The organism is Erwinia aeris, from assembly GCF_041224955.1.
GTDB classification, from domain to species: Bacteria; Pseudomonadota; Gammaproteobacteria; order Enterobacterales; family Enterobacteriaceae; genus Erwinia; species Erwinia aeris.
In genome coordinates this window covers 34,561-59,832 of sequence record NZ_JBGFFX010000020.1, presented here as the reverse complement: position 1 = coordinate 59,832, position 25,272 = coordinate 34,561, and the positions used below count along the sequence as shown (strand labels likewise).

At 52.1% G+C, this 25,272-nt stretch carries 21 protein-coding genes and 1 pseudogene; 12 read left to right on the top strand and 10 right to left on the bottom strand.

What is annotated here, in order from left to right; all coding sequences use genetic code 11:
* Window positions 1–316: DMT family transporter (locus tag AB6T85_RS22955; protein ID WP_369896934.1), on the top strand; the 316-nt coding region annotated here is incomplete at its 5' end.
* Window positions 317–640: an SMR family transporter gene (locus AB6T85_RS22950; protein WP_253461424.1), complete on the top strand. Its 324-nt coding sequence runs from the start codon at window positions 317–319 to the stop codon at window positions 638–640.
* Between the two features lie 312 nt (window positions 641–952).
* Here AB6T85_RS22950 and AB6T85_RS22945 read toward each other — a convergent pair whose 3' ends face one another.
* Together AB6T85_RS22945 and AB6T85_RS22940 are read right to left on the bottom strand one after the other, a co-directional pair.
* The gene (locus AB6T85_RS22945; protein WP_369896931.1) at window positions 953–1,966 is read right to left on the bottom strand and encodes a zinc-dependent alcohol dehydrogenase family protein; all 1,014 of its coding nucleotides are present in this window, start codon (window positions 1,964–1,966) and stop codon (window positions 953–955) included.
* Between the two features lie 126 nt (window positions 1,967–2,092).
* Window positions 2,093–2,245: pseudogene (locus AB6T85_RS22940) on the bottom strand (GrpB family protein); the annotation flags it as partial.
* Between the two features lie 449 nt (window positions 2,246–2,694).
* Between AB6T85_RS22940 and AB6T85_RS22935 the strand changes: the two are divergent.
* From AB6T85_RS22935 to AB6T85_RS22905, 7 genes are all read left to right on the top strand, one after another.
* On the top strand, window positions 2,695–3,672 hold the full coding sequence (locus AB6T85_RS22935) for a DUF1852 domain-containing protein (protein ID WP_253461421.1): 978 nt from the start codon (window positions 2,695–2,697) through the stop codon (window positions 3,670–3,672).
* Between the two features lie 27 nt (window positions 3,673–3,699).
* The gene (locus AB6T85_RS22930) at window positions 3,700–4,731 is read left to right on the top strand and encodes a methionine synthase (RefSeq protein ID WP_253461419.1); all 1,032 of its coding nucleotides are present in this window, start codon (window positions 3,700–3,702) and stop codon (window positions 4,729–4,731) included.
* 266 nt (window positions 4,732–4,997) lie between these two features.
* The gene (locus tag AB6T85_RS22925) at window positions 4,998–6,542 is read left to right on the top strand and encodes a methyl-accepting chemotaxis protein (protein WP_301253020.1); all 1,545 of its coding nucleotides are present in this window, start codon (window positions 4,998–5,000) and stop codon (window positions 6,540–6,542) included.
* A 399-nt stretch (window positions 6,543–6,941) separates the two neighbouring features.
* Window positions 6,942–7,187, top strand: a complete 246-nt coding sequence (locus AB6T85_RS22920) for a YmjA family protein (RefSeq protein WP_253461415.1) — start codon at window positions 6,942–6,944, stop codon at window positions 7,185–7,187.
* Window positions 7,188–7,422: 235 nt separating this feature from the next.
* Complete coding sequence (locus AB6T85_RS22915; protein WP_253461413.1) at window positions 7,423–7,992, top strand: C40 family peptidase; 570 nt, start codon at window positions 7,423–7,425, stop codon at window positions 7,990–7,992.
* A 644-nt stretch (window positions 7,993–8,636) separates the two neighbouring features.
* Window positions 8,637–9,899, top strand: a complete 1,263-nt coding sequence (locus AB6T85_RS22910; protein ID WP_369896927.1) for a YbiU family protein — start codon at window positions 8,637–8,639, stop codon at window positions 9,897–9,899.
* A gap of 92 nt (window positions 9,900–9,991) precedes the next feature.
* A complete protein-coding gene (locus tag AB6T85_RS22905; RefSeq protein WP_253461409.1) occupies window positions 9,992–10,741 on the top strand; it encodes a DeoR/GlpR family DNA-binding transcription regulator in 750 nt (249 codons plus the stop codon).
* 335 nt (window positions 10,742–11,076) lie between these two features.
* Here AB6T85_RS22905 and AB6T85_RS22900 read toward each other — a convergent pair whose 3' ends face one another.
* The gene (locus AB6T85_RS22900; RefSeq protein WP_253461407.1) at window positions 11,077–12,060 is read right to left on the bottom strand and encodes an Rpn family recombination-promoting nuclease/putative transposase; all 984 of its coding nucleotides are present in this window, start codon (window positions 12,058–12,060) and stop codon (window positions 11,077–11,079) included.
* Window positions 12,061–12,413: 353 nt separating this feature from the next.
* A complete protein-coding gene (locus AB6T85_RS22895; RefSeq protein ID WP_253461405.1) occupies window positions 12,414–13,439 on the bottom strand; it encodes a tyrosine-type recombinase/integrase in 1,026 nt (341 codons plus the stop codon).
* Between the two features lie 1,397 nt (window positions 13,440–14,836).
* Here AB6T85_RS22895 and AB6T85_RS22890 point away from each other — a divergent pair.
* Complete coding sequence (locus AB6T85_RS22890) at window positions 14,837–15,517, top strand: haloacid dehalogenase type II (protein WP_369896925.1); 681 nt, start codon at window positions 14,837–14,839, stop codon at window positions 15,515–15,517.
* A 660-nt stretch (window positions 15,518–16,177) separates the two neighbouring features.
* Window positions 16,178–17,689: a putative bifunctional diguanylate cyclase/phosphodiesterase gene (locus AB6T85_RS22885; protein ID WP_369896923.1), complete on the top strand. Its 1,512-nt coding sequence runs from the start codon at window positions 16,178–16,180 to the stop codon at window positions 17,687–17,689.
* 240 nt (window positions 17,690–17,929) lie between these two features.
* Here AB6T85_RS22885 and AB6T85_RS22880 read toward each other — a convergent pair whose 3' ends face one another.
* Together AB6T85_RS22880 and AB6T85_RS22875 are read right to left on the bottom strand one after the other, a co-directional pair.
* Window positions 17,930–18,154 (bottom strand): hypothetical protein, encoded by a 225-nt coding sequence (locus AB6T85_RS22880; protein ID WP_301253013.1) that lies wholly within the window; start codon window positions 18,152–18,154, stop codon window positions 17,930–17,932.
* 426 nt (window positions 18,155–18,580) lie between these two features.
* A complete protein-coding gene (locus tag AB6T85_RS22875) occupies window positions 18,581–19,492 on the bottom strand; it encodes a LysR family transcriptional regulator (protein ID WP_369896920.1) in 912 nt (303 codons plus the stop codon).
* 94 nt (window positions 19,493–19,586) lie between these two features.
* Between AB6T85_RS22875 and AB6T85_RS22870 the strand changes: the two genes are divergently transcribed.
* Window positions 19,587–20,075 (top strand): GNAT family N-acetyltransferase, encoded by a 489-nt coding sequence (locus AB6T85_RS22870; RefSeq protein ID WP_369896917.1) that lies wholly within the window; start codon window positions 19,587–19,589, stop codon window positions 20,073–20,075.
* A 171-nt stretch (window positions 20,076–20,246) separates the two neighbouring features.
* Here AB6T85_RS22870 and AB6T85_RS22865 read toward each other — a convergent pair whose 3' ends face one another.
* Genes AB6T85_RS22865 through AB6T85_RS22850 form a run of 4 tightly spaced genes read right to left on the bottom strand, consistent with a single transcriptional unit; the run spans window position 20,247 to window position 25,026 of the window.
* A complete protein-coding gene (locus AB6T85_RS22865; RefSeq protein ID WP_301253008.1) occupies window positions 20,247–21,068 on the bottom strand; it encodes an alpha/beta fold hydrolase in 822 nt (273 codons plus the stop codon).
* Window positions 21,069–21,105: 37 nt separating this feature from the next.
* Window positions 21,106–22,734, bottom strand: a complete 1,629-nt coding sequence (locus AB6T85_RS22860; RefSeq protein WP_369896915.1) for an MFS transporter — start codon at window positions 22,732–22,734, stop codon at window positions 21,106–21,108.
* A complete protein-coding gene (locus AB6T85_RS22855) occupies window positions 22,721–23,146 on the bottom strand; it encodes a DoxX family protein (RefSeq protein WP_369896913.1) in 426 nt (141 codons plus the stop codon). The genes AB6T85_RS22860 and AB6T85_RS22855 overlap by 14 nt, the downstream gene beginning before the upstream one ends.
* Window positions 23,147–23,148: 2 nt before the next feature.
* Window positions 23,149–25,026, bottom strand: coding sequence for an amidohydrolase (locus tag AB6T85_RS22850; RefSeq protein ID WP_253461389.1), 1,878 nt, complete (start codon window positions 25,024–25,026; stop codon window positions 23,149–23,151).
* Window positions 25,027–25,272: the final 246 nt, after the last annotated feature.

Here is a 25,272-nt window from a genome sequence, read left to right as displayed (position 1 = left end):
TCTTTTAATGGCAATAGTGTCTGAAGTAAGCAGCGTTATATTGATGAAATTATATTCGACGCAAGGCAATCTTACGGGCATGTTGTTTATGTATTTCGCCATCGGTTTGTCTTTTACTTTTATGGCGCTTGCGCTGAAAAAAATCTCACTTGCGGTAGCTTACGCAACCTGGGAATCACTGGGGCTGCTTGCGATAGCCGCTATTGGCAGCTTCTTCTTCAGAGAGCATCTGAGCGTACTTCAGCTTACGGGAATTGGCCTGTTGCTGGGTGGCGTTGTAGTCGTTAATTTCGCAGAAAATGCGCAGAATGAATAAATGTCGATATTTATCCCCTATTACTATCTTGCGATAGCCATCCTGCTTGAAGTAACGGCTAACGTCTTTCTTCAGCGTTCGGCCGGTATGGCCAAAAAGATCCCGGGCGCAGTGGGCATACTGCTTATTCTTGCATCCTTTACTGCGTTAGCGCAGGCTTTGAAAGGCCTGGAGATGGCCACTGCGTATGCCATATGGGGAGGCTGCGGCATTCTTTTAACCGCACTGTCCGGATGGATTATTTTCAGGCAACCTCCTGGTCGCAAAGCTTGCGCTGGCTTGCTTATGATTACGGCAGGCCTGCTGCTGCTTGAGCTTGGGTGATAATATTTTAAACCTGCCACAATACTCTCTTTTGCTTCAACTCACCCAGCTGGCAGGCGCTTCTTGCCCTGCCTCTGTGTCCGCTAAGGCGCCAGAGTGGCAGCCACCGCATCTTTCGGGCTACTGAAGCCTGGGTAAAGTAACGCAAGAAAAAATTATGCCGTTAACCGCACGCGCGTGGCGGCAAGCCTGTTATACATCTAGAGCGCCCGCAGTAGCCTGACTGCCTGCGCCAACGCGCGGTTATTCACGGCATCAGTCAGTGTTTCAGGCGACGGCCGTAAGGAAATGGCTTCCTTACGGCCAGAAACGTCACCATTCAACGCAGATTTTACCCACGTGAGCGCCGCTTTGCTGATAAGAGAAAGCCTCGCCAAGCTCCTCATATTTAAAAACACGATCGATTACCGGCTTCTTGTTCATTATCTCAAGGGCTTTAACAAAATCACACTGATCCTGGCGGCTTGCCACAATCACGCCTTTAATTTGCACCTGCTTCGCCAGAAGGGAAAGGACAGACAAGGCAGCCTCATCGCCTGAAAGGATACCAATCTGCGCAATATGACCGCCTACCTTGATCGATTTCAGGGATTCATTCAGGGTTGCCGGTCCGCCTACTTCGACCACATGGTCTACGCCAAACCCCTGAGTCAGCTCAAGAACTTTATCTCCCCATGCAGGCGTTGTTCTGTAATTGATAATTTCATCAGCGCCCAGTTCGCGCACAAAGGCGAGCTTTTCATCGGAGGATGAGGTAGCAATGACTTTGGCCCCCATTGCTTTAGCTATCTGTAAAGCAGCGACGGAGACGCCGCCGGTTCCCTGAACCAGCACCGTTTCTCCTGCCTTAAGGTGCCCGTCTGTTACCAGCGCCCGCCAGGCCGTCAAAGCCGAGGTGGTGATGGTGGCTGACTCTGTATGGCTCCACCCCTTCGGCGCATGGGTAAAGGCGTTTTCCGAACGTACAACGTATTCACTGGCCATGCCATCAACACCGTCGCCGGGCGTGTGCGCAAAGCCGCCCACGGCGGGTACAGGCTTGCCAGCCAGCCAGTTGGGGAAAAATGTAGAGACCACGTGTTCGCCTGCTTTAAACGCTTCAACGCCTTCTCCAACCTCCTCTACTATTCCCGCACCATCTGACAGCAGGATCCGTCCATCTTCAGTAGGAAACTGCCCGGTTGCGACGATTAAATCATGAAAGTTTAGCGAGCTGGCTTTAATCGCAACCCGAATTTCACCTTTGCCGGGCCTGCCCGGATCGTCAATATCTGACAGGATAATGTTATCCAGGCCGCCGGGGGCTTTAAGCTGTATTGCTTTCATCGGGGATCTCCTGTTTGGGCATGCGTTTTATGTAATAACCCAGTTTAAACATAATTACAGGGTCACGCTGTCGAAGAGGGCCTTTTGTTACACTGGTGGAATTATAAAAAGCGTTTAAGCTGCCCGGCTGGCCACTTCCAGCAATATATCTATAACGGGTATAGCAGCTAAACCCGGTACTGACGTGCTGCCAATGTGATGGATCTGCGCAATAACGTTATCCAGCGTTATCTGTAGCAGTAAGCTTTCCGCTTCACAGCGCGCAGGCCACTGCAACAATCGTTACTTTTTGCATGTTTGCTCTTCCCCATTGTCTGGATATCGCCTTAATGAAGGCTGGATGCCTGGCTCGCAGACCGGCCGACAGGAAGGTTTTTTGCTTATTACCATGCCCCATATTGTAGCTTGCACACGGAAACGCTCTGTTTCTCTCCAGGGCGGCAGCGAGAAGAAGGTGAACCAGAAAAAATGCGGTACATGCTTAGCGGGCCGCCACCCGGCTGCCAGCTGTGCATCCTCTTTGACAGGGATCTTTGCGCAACGGTAGTCCTGTCTCAGTTTTGATCATGAAGAAGGTTCATGTTCATTGAAAACAAATCACTTTTCCTCAACCAGCGACTCAGGCATAAAGTATGGATTGTTAATAACTTTAGATAATATGAAATCTGGGATGCCCTGAAAGGCAACAAATAAATCAGATTTATAACAAACCAGGATACCAGACGGCCATGAACAAAGCGTTTACCTTTACCATTAAAAGCCTTCGTTTCGACGAAAACTATAACCCCTCCGGGAGTACGCGCATCACCACCAACTTTGCCAATCTGGCGAGAGGTGAGAGACGTCAGGAGAATCTGCGTAACGCTTTAGTGATGATTGATAATCGCTTTAATGCGCTGGCGCACTGGGATAATCCCAAAGCGGATCGCTATTCCGTTGAGCTTGAAATTATTTCCGCTGAGTTAAACGTTGAAGTGAAAGGCAATGCCTTTCCGGTGATTGAAATATTAAAACCTACCATTATTGATAAAAGCACCAGTGAACGTATCGATGGTATCGTAGGCAATAACTTTTCCTCTTACGTACGCGATTACGACTTTAGCGTCTGGCTGCCGGAGCACAATAAAAGCCAGCCCGAATTTACTATCCCCGAAGATTTTGGCAAGCTGCATGGTAATATATTTAAACGCTTCGTTAATTCAGCGGCCTACACGGAAAATTTTAATAAAGCGCCTGTGATATGCCTGAGCGTTTCCACTAAAAACACCTATTGCCGCACGACTAATCAGCATCCTGTACTGGGCTTTGAATATCAGCAGGATGAGCCTTCTCTGACCGATATCTATTTTGCCAAAATGGGGCTGCAGGCGCGCTATTTCATGCCGCCCAACAGCGTTGCGCCTTTGGCCTTTTATTTTCATGGTGATTTGCTCAGTGATTACACCAATCTTGAGCTAATCAGCACCATCAGCACGATGGAAACCTTCCAAAAAATTTACCGGCCTGAGATTTACAATGCTAATTCCGCCGCAGGGGCATTGTATCAGCCCAACCTGACACACCAGGATTATTCGTTAACCCGAATTGTTTATGATCGAGAAGAGCGCAGCCAGCTGGCTGTTGAGCAGGGCAGGTTTACTGAAGAGCACTTCATTAAACCCTACCAGACTATTCTTGAGCAGTGGTCTGCCAATTCCGCTCTTTGATAAACCGAAAATATAAGGTCATCTTTTATGAAAAAGCTTTTACCGACATCCACTGCTGGCAGCTTACCTAAACCTTCCTGGCTTGCGCAGCCGGAGACGCTCTGGTCACCCTGGAAATTGCAGGATCGGGAACTGATTGAGGGCAAGCAGGATGCCCTTCGCCTGTGCCTTGACGATCAGCTGCAGGCAGGCATTGATATCGTCAGCGATGGCGAGCAAACGCGCCAGCATTTTGTCACGACGTTTATTGAGCACCTCAGCGGCGTGGATTTTGAAAAACGTCAGATCGTCAAAATCCGCGATCGCTATGATGCGAGCGTTCCTACGGTCGTGGGCGAGGTGACCCGGCAAAAGCCCGTATTTGTTGAAGATGCTAAATTTTTACGTCAGCAAACCCAACAGCCTATTAAATGGGCCTTGCCCGGCCCTATGACCATGATCGATACGCTTTACGACAGCCATTATAAAAGCCGCGAAAAGCTGGCCTGGGAATTTGCCAAAATTCTTAATCAGGAAGCCAGAGAGTTAGAGGCGGCCGGTGTCGATATTATCCAGTTTGACGAGCCGGCTTTTAATGTCTTTTTTGATGAGGTTAACGACTGGGGAATTGCCGCGCTGGAAAAAGCCATCGAAGGGCTTAAATGTGAAACCGCCGTGCATATTTGCTATGGCTACGGCATTAAAGCCAATACGGACTGGAAAAAAACGCTGGGTTCAGAGTGGCGACAGTATGAAGAGGTTTTCCCTAAGCTGAAAACGTCGGCTATCGATATCATTTCGCTGGAATGCCAGAACTCTCATGTACCAATGGATCTTATCGAACTGATCCGCGGCAAAAAGGTGATGGTTGGGGCTATCGATGTGGCGACCAATGCCGTTGAGACGCCCGAAGAAGTAGCCAATACGCTACGTAAAGCGCTCCAGTTTGTCGATGCCGACAAGCTTTATCCTTCCACCAATTGCGGCATGGTGCCTTTATCCCGTCAGGTAGCAAGGGGCAAGCTGAATGCCCTCAGCGCCGGCGCAGAAATCGTTCGTAGAGAAATTTTGGCCAGGTAACCTTGCTGACCAGCTAATTTTCTGAAAACTCAGTCCGGATTGGGCCATGCCAGCCGGACTCAGTGATAAATACCGTATTCAGCAACGTTATTCCCTGCCAGGACGTCTCCCAGCTATCTCCTGTTCATCCCGGATCATTCAGCGCTCCCTGTCTGCAACCTTTACCTGCGCATTGTGAAATACACCACATAATTTAATCGGTACTCTCAAGAGTTTCTTCACGATGACGATACAAACAGTAATCATCTGCCTTTCGGTATTCTCCCATGAAAGTTTCAACCCGTATTGTCGGAGGCTTCGGCCTCATGGTACTGCTGCTGGTCATTTGCGCCGGCGTGGCTATCAATGCTCTTAACCACGCCCGGGACGATATGGGTGACGTGGTAAACGTCAAAATGAAAAAGTTCCAGCTTGCGCTGGATATGCGCGCCAGCGTACGTGATTTGTCTATCGCGGTAAGAAACCTGGCGTTGCTGACCGACCCGAAGGAAATGGCGCCCGAATGGGACCGCGTGCAGACCCAGAAACGTCTGTTCCTCAAAAACCGTGAGGAGCTGGGTCGGCTGATGGAAACGGATTCGGTACCGGCGGGCCGGGAGGCATACCGGAAAATAGTGGAAAGAGAAGGACCGGCGCTGGCAAGCTTTGAAAAGGCAGGTCAGCTTGGATTGCAGAATCTGCAGCAGGAGACCGTGACTTACCTGATGACCGTCTCTCGCCCGGCGCAGCGGTCGCTGCAGGAAGCCCTCAATACCCTGACAGAGGTGCAGATGCAAAATGCCCGCAGCGCCGTGGAAAGCAGCAGCGATCAAAGCCGTCGTGCCGGGCTTCTGTTGGTCGGCCTGGTGCTGGTATCTGTGCTGCTTGCTGGCGGCACCGGTTTCATGACTATACGGATCCTGATGCGCCAGCTGGGCGGTGAACCGGCGCAGGCGCAGGTACTGGCGGCAGCGATAGCCGACGGTGACCTGACGTCTCAGGTCATGCTTCGTCCCGGCGATAATACCAGCATGCTGGCATCGCTCGCCCGAATGCAGAATCGCCTGGGCGAACTGGTATCGAGGATTAAGGACGCTTCGGCTTCCGTAGCCCTTGCCTCTGATGAAATCGCCAGAGGGAATACCGAACTCTCGGCCCGTACTGAACAGCAGGCAGCTGCGCTGCAGGAAACGGCCGCAAGCATGGAAGAGTTAACCGCGACGGTGAAAAGCAACACGGCGGGCGCCACTTATACGGCTGGATCGGCGCGGGAGGCGGCCGCGCTTGTCCGTGACGGTGAAAAAAACGTGCGCCAGATGACCGAAACGATGGCCGATATCTCTGCCAGCGCGGCGAAGGTTCGCGATATTACCGGCACCATTGAGAGCATTGCCTTCCAGACGAATATTCTGGCGCTGAATGCGGCGGTTGAAGCCGCACGCGCTGGCGAACAGGGGCGGGGATTTGCCGTGGTGGCCAGCGAGGTCCGCACGCTGGCGCAGCGTAGCGCGACGGCAGCGCGGGACATCAAAGGCCTGATTGAAAACGCGGTGACCATGGTGGAGGCTGGCGTGGTAGTGGCCGACGGCACTGCGGAAAATATCATGAGCGTGACCGGGAAGGTCAGCGAGCTGGCTGAGGCAATGGATGAAATCGCGCTGGCTTCAAACGAGCAGATGCAGGGCATTTCTCAGGTGACCGTGGCCGTTGGCCAGATGGACGGCGTAACCCAGAGCAACGCCGCGCTGGTAGAGGAGTCCACGACCGCTTCTCAATCGCTGGCGGAGCAGGTTCATGCCCTGAGAGGAATGGTGGATACCTTCCGCGTCTGAAGAGGAGAGCCCCGGGAGCAGGCTAAAAAGCCGCTCCCGGCTGGCTCGCTATGCAACCGATAAACCATCCCCGACGCTTTTCTTCTGTCCTTTGACTGCGTGCACGGCGGGTCATGACGCCTCTCAAGAGGATATCCAATGCCGGGCCTGAAACCGGAGCCGATCGCGCAACGTTGCCCTTGTGTCGGCCAGTCAATGCCGGTGTACAGGCTGGACGAATGCAGTAAAATTATTGAGATAAAACAGGATGCTACGTGTTAATCTTAGCAATCTTTAAGGCCGGGCCGGTGCCTGGTGATGCCATTCTTACATTTGTCGTCTGACAGCAGTAATGAAATCGGCCCGGACGATGCAGAAAGCAGCTAAAATTGACGTTAAATTAAATATCTGGAGTAGCTTATGAACGATGAAATCCCGCTTAAATACTACGACATCGTGGATGAGTATTCGACAGAATGCGCAGCACCCGTGGCTGAGGCAGAGCGTAAATCCCTGGCGCACTATTTCCAGCTGCTGCTCGATCGCTTATCAAATAATGAAGAGATCGGTGAAGACGCGCAGAAAGAGATGGCTAAAGAAGCCGGTATCAACGAGAGCCGTATCGATGATATCGCCTCGTTTCTTAATCAGTGGGGCAACGAGTAGTTTTGTCACAGCAGCCGTTAAGGCTGCTTGTCTGTGTCGGCAGCAATTTTTTCAGATAACTTTACTGAGCGAAAATTAGTACCCCTGTGTGATAATATTTATCGGAAATAAATCGCTGTAAATTTAAGTAAAAACGAATGATTTATAACAATAACGAACCGATGATATTAAGCCAAATTTAACCGTTATTTACCCCGTTATTCAGGGCTAAAATTCAGGATCCGGACAGGAAAAGATGCCACCATTACTCCCCCTTCGCACGATAACGGTTTTGGCGCTGATGATTGTGGCGGGCTGTTCTTCCCATAAGCCCGATGAAGCAAACGATAATAGTCCCGATACCACCCATCGCGCTGGCGAACCCGATCTTATTCCGGTTATCGCGGCATTACATGACCAGATGTACGCATGGGAAGGGACGCCTTACCAGTGGGGCGGTACGGAACTCTCCGGCGTGGACTGTTCGGGCTTTGTCTGGCGAACCCTTAAAGACCGGTTCAATTTACCCATGAAGCGAGTCACCACCAGCCAGCTGATCCATATGGGAAAACGTATCCAGCCCGATCGTTTGCAGCCTGGCGACCTGGTCTTTTTCCGTATTAACCGGCAGATGCACGTAGGCTTTTATGATACGGACCGGCATTTCCTTCACGCTTCGGCCAGCCGTGGCGTAATGCGATCGTCACTGGATAACGTTTACTGGAAATCGGTATTTCTGGAAGCGCGCAGGCTGCCGAACGAACACGGTGCCCGGATATCATTTAATTATGATGAAGACGATAAGAACGTTCTGGCTAAAAATTAACGCCGGTTCTGGATTTGCAATATATAAGCCTTCGGGCCAGGAAAAATATTTACAGGATCATAGCGTGGGCTGCCAGGACCACGCTGTGACACAGATTTTTCCTGACAGACTTCTTTATGCTGAGCAGTACAAACCGTCGAAAATATTTGTTTAATCTTCTCCGCACCTGCCGATGTTACAGACAATGGCTCCCCCTCGCTCTCCCTCCCGGCTGAAGATCCTTTAAACCTCCGCGCCTTCCACTGGCTGTCATCTGACAACACCGCACTGGTAAGAGATAATAAATGGGCACCAGCCTGATAAGGAAATAATGGGTCAGTTTCCAGAACCAGACTTATCAACTGATGAATTTTCTTCGTAGCTTCCCCGATCCATGCTTATGACAGCGCGTTCATTTATGCCTCCGCTTACGGGCCTTTCGGCCGTGCACAACAGTGAAAAATGCTCTTAAAACACGGCCGATAACCCTTCTTTATTACTGACTACCCTTCATCCAAATGCCCTTGCGCTGTTTTTAAGCCCTTTAATGTGATCTTCATCAGACTTTCATTGTTAAACAGATGTTGAATACTGGTTCTTTATTGTGAATGAAGGTTATATTTGTTTCACTCGAAACAAAGATGGCGAAAGCAGCGGAGAGCACCATGGACACCAGCTTCACTTCAGTCGATCAACCAGAAGACGCTAAGCAAAATATACGCCTGATGAAAAAGGCGCTCAGGGAAGAAATTGGCGATGTGGAAGGATTATTCGAACAGGTAAGAGCGAAGATTGTCGGCGAGCTCAAGGCGGCACGTACCGAAGAACAGCAGCAGGGCTCCGCATGGCCGGAAGTCAGCCTGCAAGAGATTGCCGCAGGACGTGTTTCGGAAGAGACCAGGAATTATATTCGCCGCAGGGGGTGTGTGGTGGTCAGGCAAACTTTCAACCGTGAGCAGGCGCTGGGATGGGATAAATCGATGCTCGACTACCTGGACGCCAACGATTTCGATGGCGTGTACCAGGGGCCTGGTGACAACTTTTTCGGTAGCCTCGACGCTTCACGCCCTGAAATCTACCCTGTTTACTGGTCTCCGGCTCAGATGGAAGCGCGGCAGAGCGACGCCATGGCGCAAACTCAGGCTTTCCTGAACCGGCTCTGGAAACTCGAATCGGCAGGTATACGCTGGTTTGAGCCTGATGTGAACATCATCTATCCCGACCGCATACGACGTCGTCTGCCGGGCACAACCTCAAAAGGGCTGGGTGCGCATACAGATTCAGGCGCGCTGGAGCGGTGGTTGCTTCCTGCTTATCAAAAAGTGTTCCGCAAAATTTTCTCGAACCGTTTTAATGAATACGATCCGTGGGACGCAGCCTGGCGTACCGATGTTTATGAGTACCAGGCCGGCACCACAACAAAATGTTCGGCATTTCGTACCTTTCAGGGCTGGACGGCGCTTTCTGATATGCAGGTCGGGCAGGGGCTGCTGCATGTCGTGCCGGTACCCGAAGCAATGGCTTATTTGCTGTTGCGCCCGCTACTGAAAGATGTCCCGGAGGAGGAGCTGTGCGGCGTTGCGCCCGGGAAAGTGCTGCCGGTGTCGGAAAAATGGCATCCTGAACTGATTCAGGGATTGTGCTCAATACCTTCACTCCAGGCAGGGGATTCAGTCTGGTGGCATTGTGATGTTATTCATTCCGTTGCCCCGGTAGAAAATCAGCAGGGCTGGGGAAATGTAATGTATATCCCGGCCGCGCCTCTCTGTGACAAGAACGCCGTCTGCGCGGCCGCCGTTGCGCAGGCGCTGGCATCAGGCGAATCGCCCGCCGATTTTCCACAGGAAGATTATGAAGTCACCTGGAAAGGTCGCTTCACCTCTGAAAAGCTGAACGCGAACGGGCGCCGCAGTCTCGGACTGGAATGAGACCCTTGCCGACCCGCTTTCGGCGGATCGGCAGCATTTGTAGCGGCCTGTCTTTCTGGTAAGCTTGCTAAAAAAGCTTACCGGCAGGCACCATGAACGTACGTCATCAGAATATTATTCAGCTCGTCAGTGAACGCGGCAGCGTCAGCGTCAGCGAACTTTCTCAAATCACTGGTGTTTCCGAGGTAACGGTACGTCAGGATCTGAACGTGCTGGAAAAAGGCGGTTTTCTGCGTCGCGTGCACGGATCGGCCGTTGCGCCTGAAAGTGATGATGTGGGCGCAAGGATGCGCACCCGCTATGCCGTCAAGAAACGTCTCGCAGAGCATGCGGCTTCACTGGTGAATGCCGGAGAGGCGGTTTTCATTGAGGGAGGCAGTACCAACGCGCTGCTGGCCAGGGAGCTGAGTGAAAGACGGGACATTACCATTATTACGGTCAGCCACTATATTGCCGGATTGCTCAGGGAGACGGGTGGGGAGGTTATTATTCTTGGCGGCCTGTATCAAAAAAGCAGCGAATCCGTGGTAGGGCCGCTGACCCGACTTTGTATCCAGCACCTCAACTTCCATAAGGTCTTTATCGGCATAGATGGCTGGGACGCGTTGACCGGTTTTACCGGTCGTAATATGCTGCGCTGCGATGTCGTTAACGCCCTGATGGCTAAAAACACCCATACTATTGCGCTGACCGACTCGTCGAAATTTGGTCAGATCCATCCGTATCCGCTCGCCCCTGAACACCCTTTTAGTCACGTCATCACCGATACTGATTTACCCGATACCTGCAAAGAAATTCTTCAGGCGCAGGGGCTGCGTCTGGATATTATTGGTCCCGTCTGAGCCTGGGTTTATCGACAGGCAGCGCCGTTTTCTCTCGCGATATATTGCAACGCTATAAGAGGTTTAGTAAGAGCGGATTGGGCTATACAAACCTACGTGCCCGTTTGGATTTGGTCATTGGGAAAATCGGGTGCTGAAGGCAGGTATAGCATGCGGGATGTGTGGAATAATTTAAATCGAAAAGTGATTTCAGGTGCGGTTTCTGCATACTTTTCAATGCAATACGTCGGAGCCAGGTATAATAACGCGGCCTGGCGTATTGCACAGCCAGCCAACAGGGTACATTTTTTCGGCACCCGCAGCGATCGTAACCCTGGCCTAAGCACCTGCCACCATTAATGCCTGATCCGCGCCAGTTCTTCTTCGCCAAGACCGGTCATTTTCATCACGGTGTTACGATCGAGGCCGTTTTGCAGCATAGTGCGGGCTACTTCAAGCTTTCCTTCTAGCTTGCCTTCGAGCTTTCCTTCAAGCCTGCCTTCATATCTGCCTTCCTGTCGGCCGAGCTGAATACCTTCGGCCCGCCCTTTTTCAATGCCTTTCTGTTCAAGCTGTTGCGCGATGGTCATCAGTGCATCCTCATGTTTCGGCACCCGTTGTGCCAGTTCACGTACAAAGGCCTCTGCGTCTGAAGTTTCGCCTGCCTGTATAAGGTAGTTTATCAGCGATGCCAGCTGCTGTCCTGTAACATGTTCCTTCAGCAGAAGCGTCGCCAGCCGATCCAGCAGCTCGGCCAGATCGCGTTGGTGGATATGTTTTTGCAGCAGCGTCAGGGCCGCCATACTGCGGTGCTCCATGATCTCGTCGTCAGGTATAACCGTAACGTCGACGAGGGGGAAATGACCGCTATAGAGCTTTTCAGCCTGCACCGGATCGGCAAATTCATCCAGCCAGCGCGTGGAGTAAGGATAGGGGCTGCGCCGGCCGGTATAGAATAAAACCGGGATCACCAGCGGCAGCTTTTTATGACCGGCGTCCAGATGGCGCTGCATAGCCGCTATTGCATAGCGGAAAAGCCGGAAGGCCATGTGCTTGTCCGGTGTGGACTGATGCTCAATCAAAACATGCACATAGGCGTCACCTGCAGCTGTTTTCAGACTGTAAAGCACATCGCTAAAATAGGGGCGCAGATTTTCCTCAATAAAACTCCCGGACTCCAGTTTTAGCGTGTTGAAATCGCAAACGGCCTGCAGTTCTGACGGCAGATGCAGCTGCATAAAATCCCGCGCGGTATCGGGATGGGTCAGGAACTGTTTGAATGCCAGGTCGTGTGGCGTTGGAGAGGTTTTCTTTCCGCCCTTTGCTTTTTTATCAGACATAATTGTTTTTACTGCATGCGTGGTGAGCGGACTGGCTGCACATTGACCGTAAAGCTTTCATCAGCCCCCTCCCTTATTTGATTGGAAAATCCCTGTTAATTAACCGGTTGTATAGTACAACCGCCTCCTGGCTGGTACAACAGCAGGCTTAAAAGGCGGTAGCTCAAACTCTTTGTCGGGCTGGGCCATCCACAGGGATTACTGTAAATAATCGACCGCTGGCATAAAACCATACTTTTCTGTGCACAGGCTATCCACTTTTTCTGTGGATAAAATGCCTGTCAGGATTGGACCGCTAACGGGCATTTTATGCGCCAGCGTCAGGGGGGCGGCGCAACTGCATAGCGGGCAAATCAGGGTTTCTTCTCCATTAAATCCACCATGGCTCCCTGATGAGCATCAACGTTACGGATATAGCGCATCAACGTTTCCGGTTTTTTCCAGGTTCCTTCCTGCATTATTTGCGCCACGGCATAGCCCTGTTTCGCCATATCCTGCGCTGCACCGACGCGGGCACTATGGCCGCTCCAGCCGCCATAGCGGTTTTTGTTCAGCTTCGCTGATTTTGAATGCCCTGACGTTCGCCAGGCATGGGCGAAAATAGTTTCAAAAGAGGGGGTGCTGAGCGGCCGCTCGGCGATCATTACCGCTTTATTAGAACGATGAACCGGACAGAACAGGAAAGCATCCGGTTCTGCGGCCAACCCCGCAGCCGCAATCCATTCCATCAGCCGCTGGGTAGAAAGATTGCTGAGTGCCTTAATCAGTCCGCCCGTCTGTACGATAGTTTTTGTCCAGGCCACATCAAGAATAATGCGTCCGTCATCGGCAAAGGTGACGTCGCGGACCCGAAGGCGGGAGAGTTCGCTGACGCGCAACAGTGTATTATACGCAACATGGAGGAAAGCCAGATTGCGTTTCTCCCTCAGTAAAGAGGAATTAAACCACAGGCTATCAAGCTTCATCAGGTCAGCGAGTCGGAAAGGGATCGCCTGACCGGTACGCTCGCCGCCTACGACAGCCACGCGGTTAATCTTTTTGATAGTACGGAAAACGATCGGCGAAGTGTTTGGTGGCGTCAATCCGGCGTTACGGTGTAACATCGAAATCAGTGAAGCATGAGTAGCAATCGTCGAAGAAGCTCGCCCTGTCAGCTGTAGGAAATTGAGATAATCGCGAAGATCGGCGTCAGTCATAGGCAAAAAGGTGCGTGCATTCTCCCTGGCCCAGCGATAGCAGACACGCATCACGCTAAGTAGCTGCCGCCAGGTATTGGATGAAAAGGCATCTTTGTCCTGCACGAACTCCTTTAGCCGTGCTGCAATATCTTCATCGGCGGTAAGGGCCGATACCATACCGTTGGCTATGATTTCACCCATTTTCGTCTGATAATCTCCTCAATTTTTTCCGATCGCGCTACGTGAATTCTGCATGAGTAAGAGGGGCTAATCCCCTAATAATTTACGTAGCGATGCCAGTTTACAGGCTGCATTTCAATCACGTATGCCGAGAGATACACAGTCGCTTTTTGCTGTGAACCCGCCTGGAAAAGCATACCTGCTTCCGGGCCTGATGTCCTGACTTTATATAAGTCCCATTATATAAAGTCATTAATTTACGGCTGAATGCGGCTGAAAGGTTAAAAATCACCCAAGGTGGTAACGGTTGGTTAAAACAGGCGCTACCGCTGATAGCCTGTTGCCGTTAATGCCGGAGCCGGTTTTTCCCACAATAGTCATTCGTTGGGCTAAAGCAGGATAGCCATTGGTACAGAGGACTCATGATAAGGATGATTAAAAAATCTGATTTTTTCAGAATAAGCTTAGCTTTGATAAGGTAATGTATCGCTTTCCCAGTGCATCTTATTATAAAGATGATGCCAGTTTGCATCGGTTGCTAAGTATAAAAAGGCTTCGCCATTATTTTTTGTGAACGATCTCAATTTTTGTGACATGATTATCATCCCATTCCTCTGTATACCTGGGCAGGTTTTTATAAACAGGAATAGTCAGGTCGGCAAGAAAATCGTCTTTTCTAAAAACTACCCTTTAATTTTATTTTTTTTTAACTTTATAAAAAAATAACATCATGAATTATTTGGTTTTTTATCTATGAAAATGAGATGTTGCTATCCTGATGTTGTTCTGCCACCATCAGAGTGAACGCGCTTTATTTAGTTACCTTTTGTATACGCTGGTACCCGCCAGAATGCAGATTAACAGATTGATTATCCTGACCGACAAAGTAATTATAGGTTTCAATTTCATGATTTGGATTTGAACCAGGAGAGTTAAATGGAGGTAATAGCGCTTTACCCTCTGCTCTTGATTCCACCATGCTGGCAATGCCGTTAACTAACGGATTTATAATCCCGTTATCTGTCAGCGCATTCCTGTAAATATCAACAGTCGGTGTTGCTTTTTTTGAGCAGCCGCTAACAGGTAAAATAAGAAATTTTAAATGCCTGAAAATAATAAATCTCTATGGTGATTTACATAAAACCATTGTATTCAGGATGTCCGGTTTTCTGAACAAACAGGAAAGGATAATCACGTCCATAGGTATTAACGCTTTCTTCGTTCAGATGTAATTTTCCAAATAAAAATAACTACAATATAATTTATAAACACATCCTTAATATATGTTTAGTGAAAACTGGAAGGGTGACTTATATTTTTAAGCGGAAAGTGCTCCCTGTCAACCGATACAATACTTCCAAAATATTGCCATCACGCAATCTGCATCTACACTTAACCTTTAATCAGAGGGGGAAATAATGTGCAATAAGATAATAGTTTTTGATGTCAATGAAACGCTTCTGGATACAGGGGCGCTGAACCCCATTTTTAAAAGGGTATTTGGTGACGAACGAATTTTGCGCCAATGGTTCTCTGAATTAATCATTTATTCCCAGTCGCTTACTCTCAGCGGCAGTTACATGCCCTTTGGCGAGCTTGCTGTAGCCGTGTTGCAAATGGTGGCTGAGATAAGAGGTACCATACTTTCAGAGCAAGACTTAAATGAATTCCGACAGCGTCTGGCGACGCTTCCTGCTCACCCGGATGCGTTGCCCGCGCTGGAAATGCTGCGGGCAGCCGGATTTCGTCTGGTGACGCTCACCAATTCATCCACTCAGGCTGGCCAGAAGGTGCTGGAACAATCGGGCCTTGCTCACTTTTTTGAAAAGCAGTTCTCGGTTGAAGAGGTCAAACGTTTCAAACCGGCCACGGAGAATTACACCAGCGTGGCACAGAGGCTCGGCGTGAATGCCGATTTGTTGCGGCTTGTCGCTGCGCATACCTGGGATATCCTGGGCGCAACAGCCTGCGGCTGGAAAGGTGCACTGGTTGCTCGTCCGGGCAATGCGGTATTACGCGTTGGCAAACAGCCTGATATTGTTGAAAAAGATCTTATCGCCGTTGCTCATCGCATCATCATTATTGATAGGCCAGAGTAAATGGCATTGGCCGCTTAAGCGTGGGATCCGTAATCTGGCCTGAAAATGGATTGCGGATTTCAGGGCCTGAACAAGAATTAAATATGCCCTTAGGTGAAGTAAGATAAGTTTTTCTGAAACCACCTGGTAACAGGGTGGCCTTTGCTTTTTATTTTATCGACATTTTAAAGGTAAATCTAAGCAGTCTCTTGAGTTATAAATCATAATCATTATAACTCTGTGCGGATTACATCAGCATATTTCTCCGATCGCCTTCTCGGGGCCTGAAAAAGAAACCGAAAAAGTCGTCGGTAGCGGTTATTTTCTTCACGACAATAGCCTGACTTTTTCTATGGCCGTTTCGCCTGATAAGGCAAATTTACAGCACCAATCTGCAATAGTGAATAAAATTTACCGACATGGCCTGTTAATTTGGCAAATTCTGCCGATATAGGATTGGGTTTCTTTTATCGCACCTGGCAAAGGATGGGCAGGGCGTCTGCAACTTGCCAGAGGTAAATACTTATTCCAATAGATTTATTTCATTATAAATAACATGATTTTCGGCGTGCCATCAATATTATGCAGAATTAAATTGCGTTTTTTAGTGATAACTACTGAATATTCAACTAATTATATTGCCGGGGTCCTCGGATGCACCTGAAACTTTTATGGTTAGCAATGCTTAATATTGTAACCATATTTTTGCTTTCCACCTTATGGGAGTACGGACTTGAGGCGCAGATTTCCGTGCTGCTCGGTCTGGGCTATAGCGCCGATTTTGAAACCAGCGAAAGGCTCAGGTTTATCCTGACGTCCTCTGCCTTTGCTCTGCTGGCCATGATCATTCCTGGCCTGCTGATCGGCAGGCTCATACGCAAAATGCTTGCCGCTGAAAAAAATGCCCTTCGGCTGGCCGATACCGATGAGCTGACCGGCGTGGGTAACCGGAGAGCATTCAGCGCTCGTATTGCCCAGCTTGAAGCGGTCGGGCAGCCTTATTTTCTGACATTACTCGACATCAACGACTTTAAAAGCATCAACGACCTGAACGGGCATCATCAGGGGGATGCCACGCTGATTTCTCTGGCAGGCCTGCTGGCAGAAGCTGCCGGCCCGGAAACCCATGTATTCCGCATCGGCGGTGATGAATTTGCTATGACTTCAGGGGGCGGGCAGCCTGAAGAGGCGGTCAGAACTGCTGCAACCCTCCGTCAGCGCGCTGCGGAGATCCGGACCGGGCCTGATACCATGTTGGGCCTGTCGGTAGGCGTAGCCTGCTCAACCTGTAGCGGAAGCTCTGGCGTGGTGCGGGCGGCGGACCTGGCCATGTACGAAGCTAAACGGGACAAAACGCTGCATCTGGCCCATTTCTCACCGGATATGGAGCAACGATTTCTCCAGAGGGAAAAGCTCGAGCACGACGTTACCGAGGCTATCAAAAGCCATACCATCGTCCCTTTTTTGCAGCCTATTGTCTCCCTGCAAACGGGCCGCATTACCGGATTCGAGATCCTGGCGCGCTGGATACCCGGCCCCGGTAAGGTTATTGCACCTGCGGTGTTTATTCCCGTAGTGGAAAAGCTGGGCCTGATGGACACTCTGACTGTTGAACTGCTGCAGGCCGTCGTTCGCATCACCCCAGGCTGGCCGGCAGGTCTGCATCTGTCTTTGAATATCACGCCGGAGCAGCTGCTCAACCCGGTGCTGACGGATTGCCTGTCCGGCATTATGCGGCAAGCGGCACTGGTACAGCTGGAGCTGGAGGTGACGGAGCAGAACGTGATGACCATTTCAGAAGAGGCCAGACGAGCTATTCGTGCCCTGCGGGACGACGGTATTGGCGTGGTGCTGGATGATTTCGGCACTGGTTACTCCAATATGTCGGTTCTGCTGGGCCTTGGTATTACCCGGATCAAGATTGACCGCTCGTTTATCTCCACCGTTGTGAGCGTCTCGCAGCAGCAAAAGGTAGTGGAAACCCTGCTGGCGCTGTGTCAGGAGCTGAAGGTAACGGTGACGGCAGAAGGAATTGAAGACGCTATTACTCTCGAGTGGCTGCAAAAACGACGCTGTGATTACGGCCAGGGCTATCTTTTCAGCCGGCCCGTACCGGCAGATCGGGCCGCCGCTCTGCTTACCACAGCGAGTGTTCAGGCATGTTTTACCGATAAGCTGATATCTGCGCCATAAGACGCGCTTACCCCCAGAGCGGGCGGCCTTTTCCCTGACGCCCTGGTTCGAAAAGAAGGCGGTCTGGCTGCTGTGTCAAAGCAGCTCTGACAGATAGCCGTCAGCATTAGCTAACTACGCGTCGGTTCGGATGTCATTGGCATTACCCGTTGCCTGAAAGCGACGGATAATGCCACCGCTGTGGCGCGGTTGTTATGCGATCGCCGCCGAATGGCGAAAAACATCTGATCGGCCTGGCTGTTATTTCTGCTCCTGCTTGCTGTTTGCCTCTTTTTCTTTTTCTTTCTTTTTAGCCATATGATGGCCAACCGCACAGCCTGCTGCTGCACCAGCTACGCCATGATGGGCAACGTGGCCTGCCACGCCTCCGGCAGCGGCTCCTTTCAGGCACCCTTTTGCATCAGCCTGTGAACTCATAACCAAAAGCATTCCGGCAGTGATGGCGATTACAGATAATTTTTTCATAATATTTTTCCTGGAGTAAGTGGAGGAAGCCTGAACGCTTCTGAGCATAGTCAATCCGCGCACGCCGCGTCGTCAAAATGCATAAATCTAAAACTTGCTTACCTGCCGTTACGCTTTTGCGCAGCAAACAAAACCGGATTGACGTTGTTTTATGCGCATGGCTTAATTATTCGTCTATCTGCGTAGAAAACCCGGGTGCCCTCTAAATAAAGAGAAGCAAAAAAAAACGACCGGTGTTTTACGGTGGATAGTAATAAAAATCAGGCCGTTTTTCCTGTAATACACTATTCCCCTGGTTTATTGCTGGAATGAAAACCCTTACCTTGCTACTAACTCCGCCGCCTCGGGGAAAAAGATATCAGAGCAGACTCTTAAAATTAAGTCAGGGTAATGCTAAACCATCAACCTCGTATGGAAGGTTTTAAGCTATTTTTTCTCTTTTATGCTTTGCAAAATAACTTTTTTAAGCCAGTCGGTAGATGATTTTTTACCGCTTCGTTTGTGAGAATATATTTTTACCGTAAAAGGAGGCGCATAAAAAGGTAAGGGAAAGGTTTTAATACTGGCCAGCTCGGCAATCTTGCTGGCTACCAAGGCAGGAATGGCCATCAACAGATCGCTCTCAGCAATAATATGTGGCGAAGCAAGCATCGATGGCGTTCTCAGGGAGATCCTGCGTTCCAGCCCCAGACGCGCGAGGTGTGCATCCAGTAAACCTTTTTTCTCATTCCACGGGGTGACCACTACGTGCCCTGCTGACAGGTACTCCTCCAGCGTCATGCTGAGTCGATTAATATTACTGATAACGACAAACTCATCGCTAAATAAATCAACCTCCTCTAAATCCTGATGTTTACCCTCATTCGCTTCGCTGAAACTCAACGCGAGGTCAATTTCGCCTGCCAGCAGTTCCTTTAGCGCTGGGTTATATGGCAAATGGCACAACTCGAAAGTAATGTCCGGCGCCATTTTTTCTGTTTCCTTCATTAACCCGGGAAATATGCAAAAGGCGGTGTAATCCGTCACGGCAATTCTGAACGTTTCCGTGCTTGCAAGCGGATCGAAGGGCTGTAACGGGCTGAGGTGTTGATTGAGCGTGGATAACGATCCCGCTATATAAGGCGCCAGCTGGCAGGCAAATACGCTGGGGCACATCTTATGCCCCTCACGATAAAATAGCGGGTCCTTGAGAAATTCACGCAGGCGCGTCAAAGCATGGCTCAGCGCTGAAGTGCTCATGGCAAGTTCAGCGGCGGCAAGCCTGACCGAGCGGTGTCGGTAAACAGCATCGAAAACCGGCAACAGGTTGAGATCAAGACGCCGTAGTACATGATGCATGAAATTCACCTGCCATTGATTTTATTGCACTTATTTCATCGAACAATACCGATTATCCTTGCAGGCAGCAAACTATATTGGTGAGAGAAAGTTTATGAGAGTTATTATTCGGCAGGCCGGTCCGGAAGATATGGATGCTATCTGTAATATGATAAATGGCTTATCCGTTTACCGCGAAAGCCCGCCGGAGGCTATGCCAGATGTTGACGAAATCCGAACGTTCCTGTTTTCTGCCGATACCGCAGCGGAGGCCTATCTCTGCGAGATTGAGGGGGATATTGCCGGCTATGCGGTTATCTCGTTGGGCTATTCAACCTGGCCAGGTCGCTACAGCCTTAACGTGGAAGACCTCTATTCGACTCCTGATTACCGGGGACGAGGCGCAGGAAAAGCCATGTTGCAGTATATCGCTCAGCTGGCCGTTAGCCGCCGCTGTAACCGGATCGAATGGAACGTTCTGGAGTGGGATAAGTCAGCCAAAGATTTCTACCGCAGTATTGATGCGCTTCCTCTGAGCGAATGGGTTCGATACCGGCTTGACGGCCCGGCCCTGGAGAGATTCGCTTCGCAGGAAGCTCTCTGAGCCAGCGCGAGGCCGACTTTGAACGTTATTGCAGGTGATTTCCTTCCGGATGTGCCGGTTTCCGACTGCAGGTCTGCAGCTGCCCGTGCAAGAGAAGCACGAAGCAAAAAACCGGCTGAAAAGCCGGTCTGTGCTCCTGTATAAGCCTAAAACCAAGGCCTTACGCTGTCCTTAAAGGGATTTCAGGAATGCCAGAAGATCCACGTTCAGCTGGTCGGAATGGGTGACCGCAAAGCCATGCGGCGCATTGTCATACACTTTCAGCTGCGCGCCTGTAATCATCTCCGCGGCAAGCTTGCCGGTTGATTCAAACGGCACCACCTGATCGTTACTGCCATGAATAACCAGCGCGGGCACGTCGATTTTCGCCATATCCGGACGGAAGTCGGTGGTGGAAAATGCCTTAACGCAGTCCAGCGTGCCCTTGAGCGAAGCCAGCAGCGCAATATTCAGCGTCTGGGTCAGTACGCCTTCTGAAACCGTCTGGCCGGCATTAGTGCCGTAAAACGGTACGGCAAAATCACTGATGAACTGCGCGCGATCCTGGCGCAATCCCGCCAGGATGCCGGCAAAAACGGACTGGTCGACGCCCTGCGGGAAATCATCGGACTTACCGAAGGCGGGCGTTACCGCGCCAAGCAGCACCAGGCCATCCACGCGCGCGGTGCCGTAGTTGTTGATATAACGCGCAACGTCGCCACCGCCCATCGAAAAGCCGACCAGCGTCACCTTCTGCAAATCAAGGCTGGTGATGAGCTCGTTGATATCCGAGGCGAAAGTATCGTAATCGTAGCCGGTCCACGGCTGATCCGAACGGCCAAAGCCGCGGCGATCGAAAGCGATGACGCGATAGCCGTTTTCAGCCAGAAAGTTCAGCTGGTTGTCCCACATATCCGCGTCCAGCGGCCAGCCGTGACTGAACAGCACCGGCTTACCCTTGCCCCAGTCTTTAAAGTAAATTTGCGTACCGTCAGCAGTTTTAATCGTGCTCATTGTCTTTTCCTTGCGATGTTGAATGAAAAAGCAGCGGTTATTCAGGCGCAATCAGATACCGTACAACGGGCGTCTGTTCGGCCTGGTGAAATGCGTAAACACGGCTCTGAATTTTGCGATCGTTCATCGTGTAGCGCTCAAGCTGCCGCAGTTGCTCCATCCAGGATCCGACCACAAAGGTTTCAACGAAAATGCCGGGCTGGAAGATATCTTCATAAAGCGCCCAGTTTATGGCGCCGCCGCGACGGCGAACGCGCCTCATGTCCTGCATACAGACCGTAAACGCGTGCGCGTCTTCTGCGCGGATCTGATATTCGTAGCTCACCCTGACCGGCCCGCGATCGTGATGAATGTTCAGCGTCGGAACCGGCTCGCTGAGCTCGCTGACGTCCAGATTCAGATCCGGATCCTTATCCAGTCGCCAGCGCAGCACGGTAAGGCTGGCCAGCACCATCCCCAGCATTGCGGTGCACAGCGAAAGCGGAATGCCGTAGCGCGAAGCCAGCTGCCCCCAGACCGCGCTGCCCACGGTCATCGAGCCAAAGAACACGGTCAGATAAACAGCCAGCGCACGCGCTTTAACCCATCTTGCCGCACTGCGCTGCGCCCCCAGATTCAGGGTGGAGAGCACGGTGATCCAGGCAAAGCCGGTAAAGAACTCAAAGGCGTTGAGCAGCCAGAAATGGCGGATAAACGCCAGCGCCAGCAGGGTCATGGCAAACAGCAGGCTGGCCAGCACCATCAGCAGATCGGCGCTGAAATGCTTGCGCAGGCGAGGCAGCAGCACCGCCCCGCAGATGGCGCCTACGCCGATAAAGGCCAGCATAATGCCGTAGCCGCCGGGTCCCAGACCGAGTTCGCGACGGGCAACCAGCGGCAGCAAAGCCCAACCGGCGCTGCCAAACACAAAAAACGCCACGGTGCGGACCAGCACGTTACGCAGCACCGGCGCAGCATGCACGTAGCGCAGGCCCGCGCGCACCGCCGAAAAGAAATGCTCCGGCGGCAGGCGCTGCACGTTGGGGGATTCTTTCCAGCGGTAAAGCACCCAGGCGACGCCCAGCACGGAGAGGGCGTTGAGCAGGAACACCATCCACGGCCCCGCAAAAGACAGGATCAGCCCGCCGAGCGCCGGGCCGATGGCGCGGCTGATGTTAATACCCAGCGAGTTCAGCGCGATAGCCGGCCCCAGCTCCGCCTTTTTCACCAGATCCGGCACGATGGCCTGAAAAGGCGGCGAACTCATGGCGGCGCCCATGCTCATCAGGAAGGCGGCGATCAGCAGCACCAGTGGGGTGACGTGCCCTGTAAACGAAAGCACTGTCAGACCCGCTGCCGCGATGAATACCCAGAGCTGAGAAAACAGCAGGTATTTACGGCGATCGATAATGTCGGCCAGCACGCCGGAAGGCAGCGCGAACAGGAACATAGGCAGGCTGCTTGCCGCCTGAACCAGCGCCACGCTCAGCGGATCGGCGCTGAGCGTCAGCATAGTCCAGTTGACGCCCACATCGTTCATCCATGAGCCAATATTGGAGACAACCGTGGCGAGCCACAGCATGCGAAACACCGGCTGACGCAGCGGCTGCCAGGGGGACGCGATCGCCGGAGCGGGAGCGATCTCCTCGCTCCCGGTCACATCGTTAATATCGTTAACCTGCGCCATAACGTACCTCTCTTCGCGTACCGCCACCGAGCCGCCACCGTCCCGGGCCGGTTATGGCCAGCGTGGTGAAGATAATCAACAGCAGCCAGCCAAACTGACCTTCCACCATGCTCCAGTCAGGATGAACAAACACCATGGCGACCAGCAGCACGCCGATAACGGACAGGCAGGCTGGGAGTGTGAATACGCCGGCCAGGATAAATAGCGGGCAAATCACTTCGGCAAAAATAGCCGGCAGCAGGCTCATATAAGGACCGAGGCCAAAGGGATCCTCGATACGCGTCAGTTCTTCGCTGAAATGGAATACCTTTGGCAAGCCGTGTACATACAGCAACAGCAGGCAGCCGGTAAGGCGCAGGAAGAACAGCCCCGCATCGATGCGGGGCGGCTGAGAAAATAAAGGTTTCATCATTATCAGAACGCAAAGCAGCTGCAGCCGAGCGCCCCCCAGAAGGCGTTTTCCTCGGATACCGGCAGGTTAGCGCCACGGGCGATACCGTGCGAGTGGCTGTGCACGCCGCACGGGCCGCTGCACTGATGAGGCATCTGCTGCATTCCCACACGCGCTGTCGTGGCTGGCGGCGCGCTGCGATAGTGGCCCGGCACCTTTACCACCGGCGACCATTCGGGCAATACCGGTATCGACGGCGGCGCTTCGCTGCTGAAAGCGCCGGCAGCGTAAACGATTTTGCCATCGACTACGGTCAGTACCGACTCAATGCCCTTGATCTCTTCATCCGGCACGCTGAAGTAATCCTTGCTCAGTACCACCAGGTCGGCCAGCTGGCCGGCTTTGATCTGGCCTTTTTTATTCTGTTCGTTAGAAAACCAGGCGCTGCCCTGTGTCCACAACATTAACGCGGTGTCGCGATCCAGCCGGGCATTGACGTCATACATCTGCATCCCGCCCACGGTGCGGCCAGAGACCAGCCAGTAGAGCGCGGTCCAGGGGTTATAGCTGGCGACGCGCGTGGCGTCGGTGCCAAGACCGACCGGCACGCCGGTTTCCAGCATGCGCGCCACCGGCGGCGTATGCCGGGTAGCCTCGATGCCGTAACGTTCGGCAAAGTATTCTCCCTGGAACGCCATGCGATGCTGTACCGCGATACCGCCGCCCAGCTCCTTAATACGGTCAATATTGCGTTGGGTGACGGTTTCGGCATGGTCGAAGAACCAGTGCAGGCCATTAAACGGAATGTCGCGGTTGACCTTCTCGAAGACGTCCAGCATGCGGCCGATCGACTCGTCATAGGTGGCATGCAGGCGGAACGGCCAGCGGTGCTCCACCAGATGACGAACCACGCGCTCCAGCTCATCCTCCATGCCCGGCGCCAGATCCGGACGCGGCTCCAGGAAGTCTTCGAAGTCGGCCGCAGAGAAAACCAGCATTTCACCCGCGCCGTTGTGGCGGAAATAGTCGCTGCCCTGGCCCGGCGTAAGCATGTCCGTCCACTTTTCAAAATCCTCCAGCTCGTGTCCCGGACGCTGAGTGAAAAGGTTATAGGCGATGCGAATGGTCATCTGCTGCTTCTCATGCAGCTCGGCGATCACTGCATAATCTTCCGGATAGTTCTGGAAACCGCCGCCCGCATCGATAGCGCTGGTGAGGCCAAGCCGGTTCAGCTCACGCATAAACTGGCGGGTTGAGTTTACCTGCTGCTCTAAAGGCAGCTTTGGCCCTTTTGCCAGCGTGGCGTAAAGGATCATGGCGTTAGGGCGGGCGATCAGCATCCCTGTCGGGTTACCGTTGCTGTCGCGTTGGATCTCACCGCCCGGCGGGTTCGGCGTCTCTTTGGTATAGCCCACGACTTTTAGCGCGGCGCGGTTGAGCAGCGCGCGGTCATACAGGTGCAGAACGAATACCGGCGTATCGGGCGCCGCTTCGTTAATTTCATCCAGCGTTGGCATGCGGCGCTCGGCAAACTGGAACTCGGTCCAGCCGCCTATTACGCGTACCCACTGAGGCGACGGCGTGCGCAGCGCCTGCTCTTTAAGCATACGAAGCGCGTCAAAAACGGAAGGCACGCCTTCCCAACGCAGCTCAAGGTTGTAGTTCAGGCCGCCGCGGATCAGGTGCAGATGCGAGTCGTTCAGGCCCGGCACGGCAACGTGGCCCTTCAGGTCGATGACTTTGGTGCCTTCGCAGTGATGCTGCATGACTTCCGCCAGGCTGCCTGCTTCCAGAAACTTACCGTCGCGGATGGCCACGGCATCGGCAACAGGATTTTCGCGATCGACGGTGTGAAATCGGCCGTTAGTGAGAATGACGTCGGCTTTACCAAGGGTAACCATAAAAGCTCCTGAATGAGAGTGCCGAAGCGGCGGTAACCACTGCGGACAGAGAATTTTCCTGCCGTAAAGCAGGCTGGTGGGATGGCTGGATTATGTTCAGGAGGCCAGGAGAGCGTCTAGTTATACAAAGGGATAAGTATACGTTCGTATAGTTATACCTATAGATAATAGTTTGAAAATAAAAAGGTTCTTACACTGCGAGCAGACAGTTACCCGGCGTAACGACGGCATTTGATAACGTTTTCA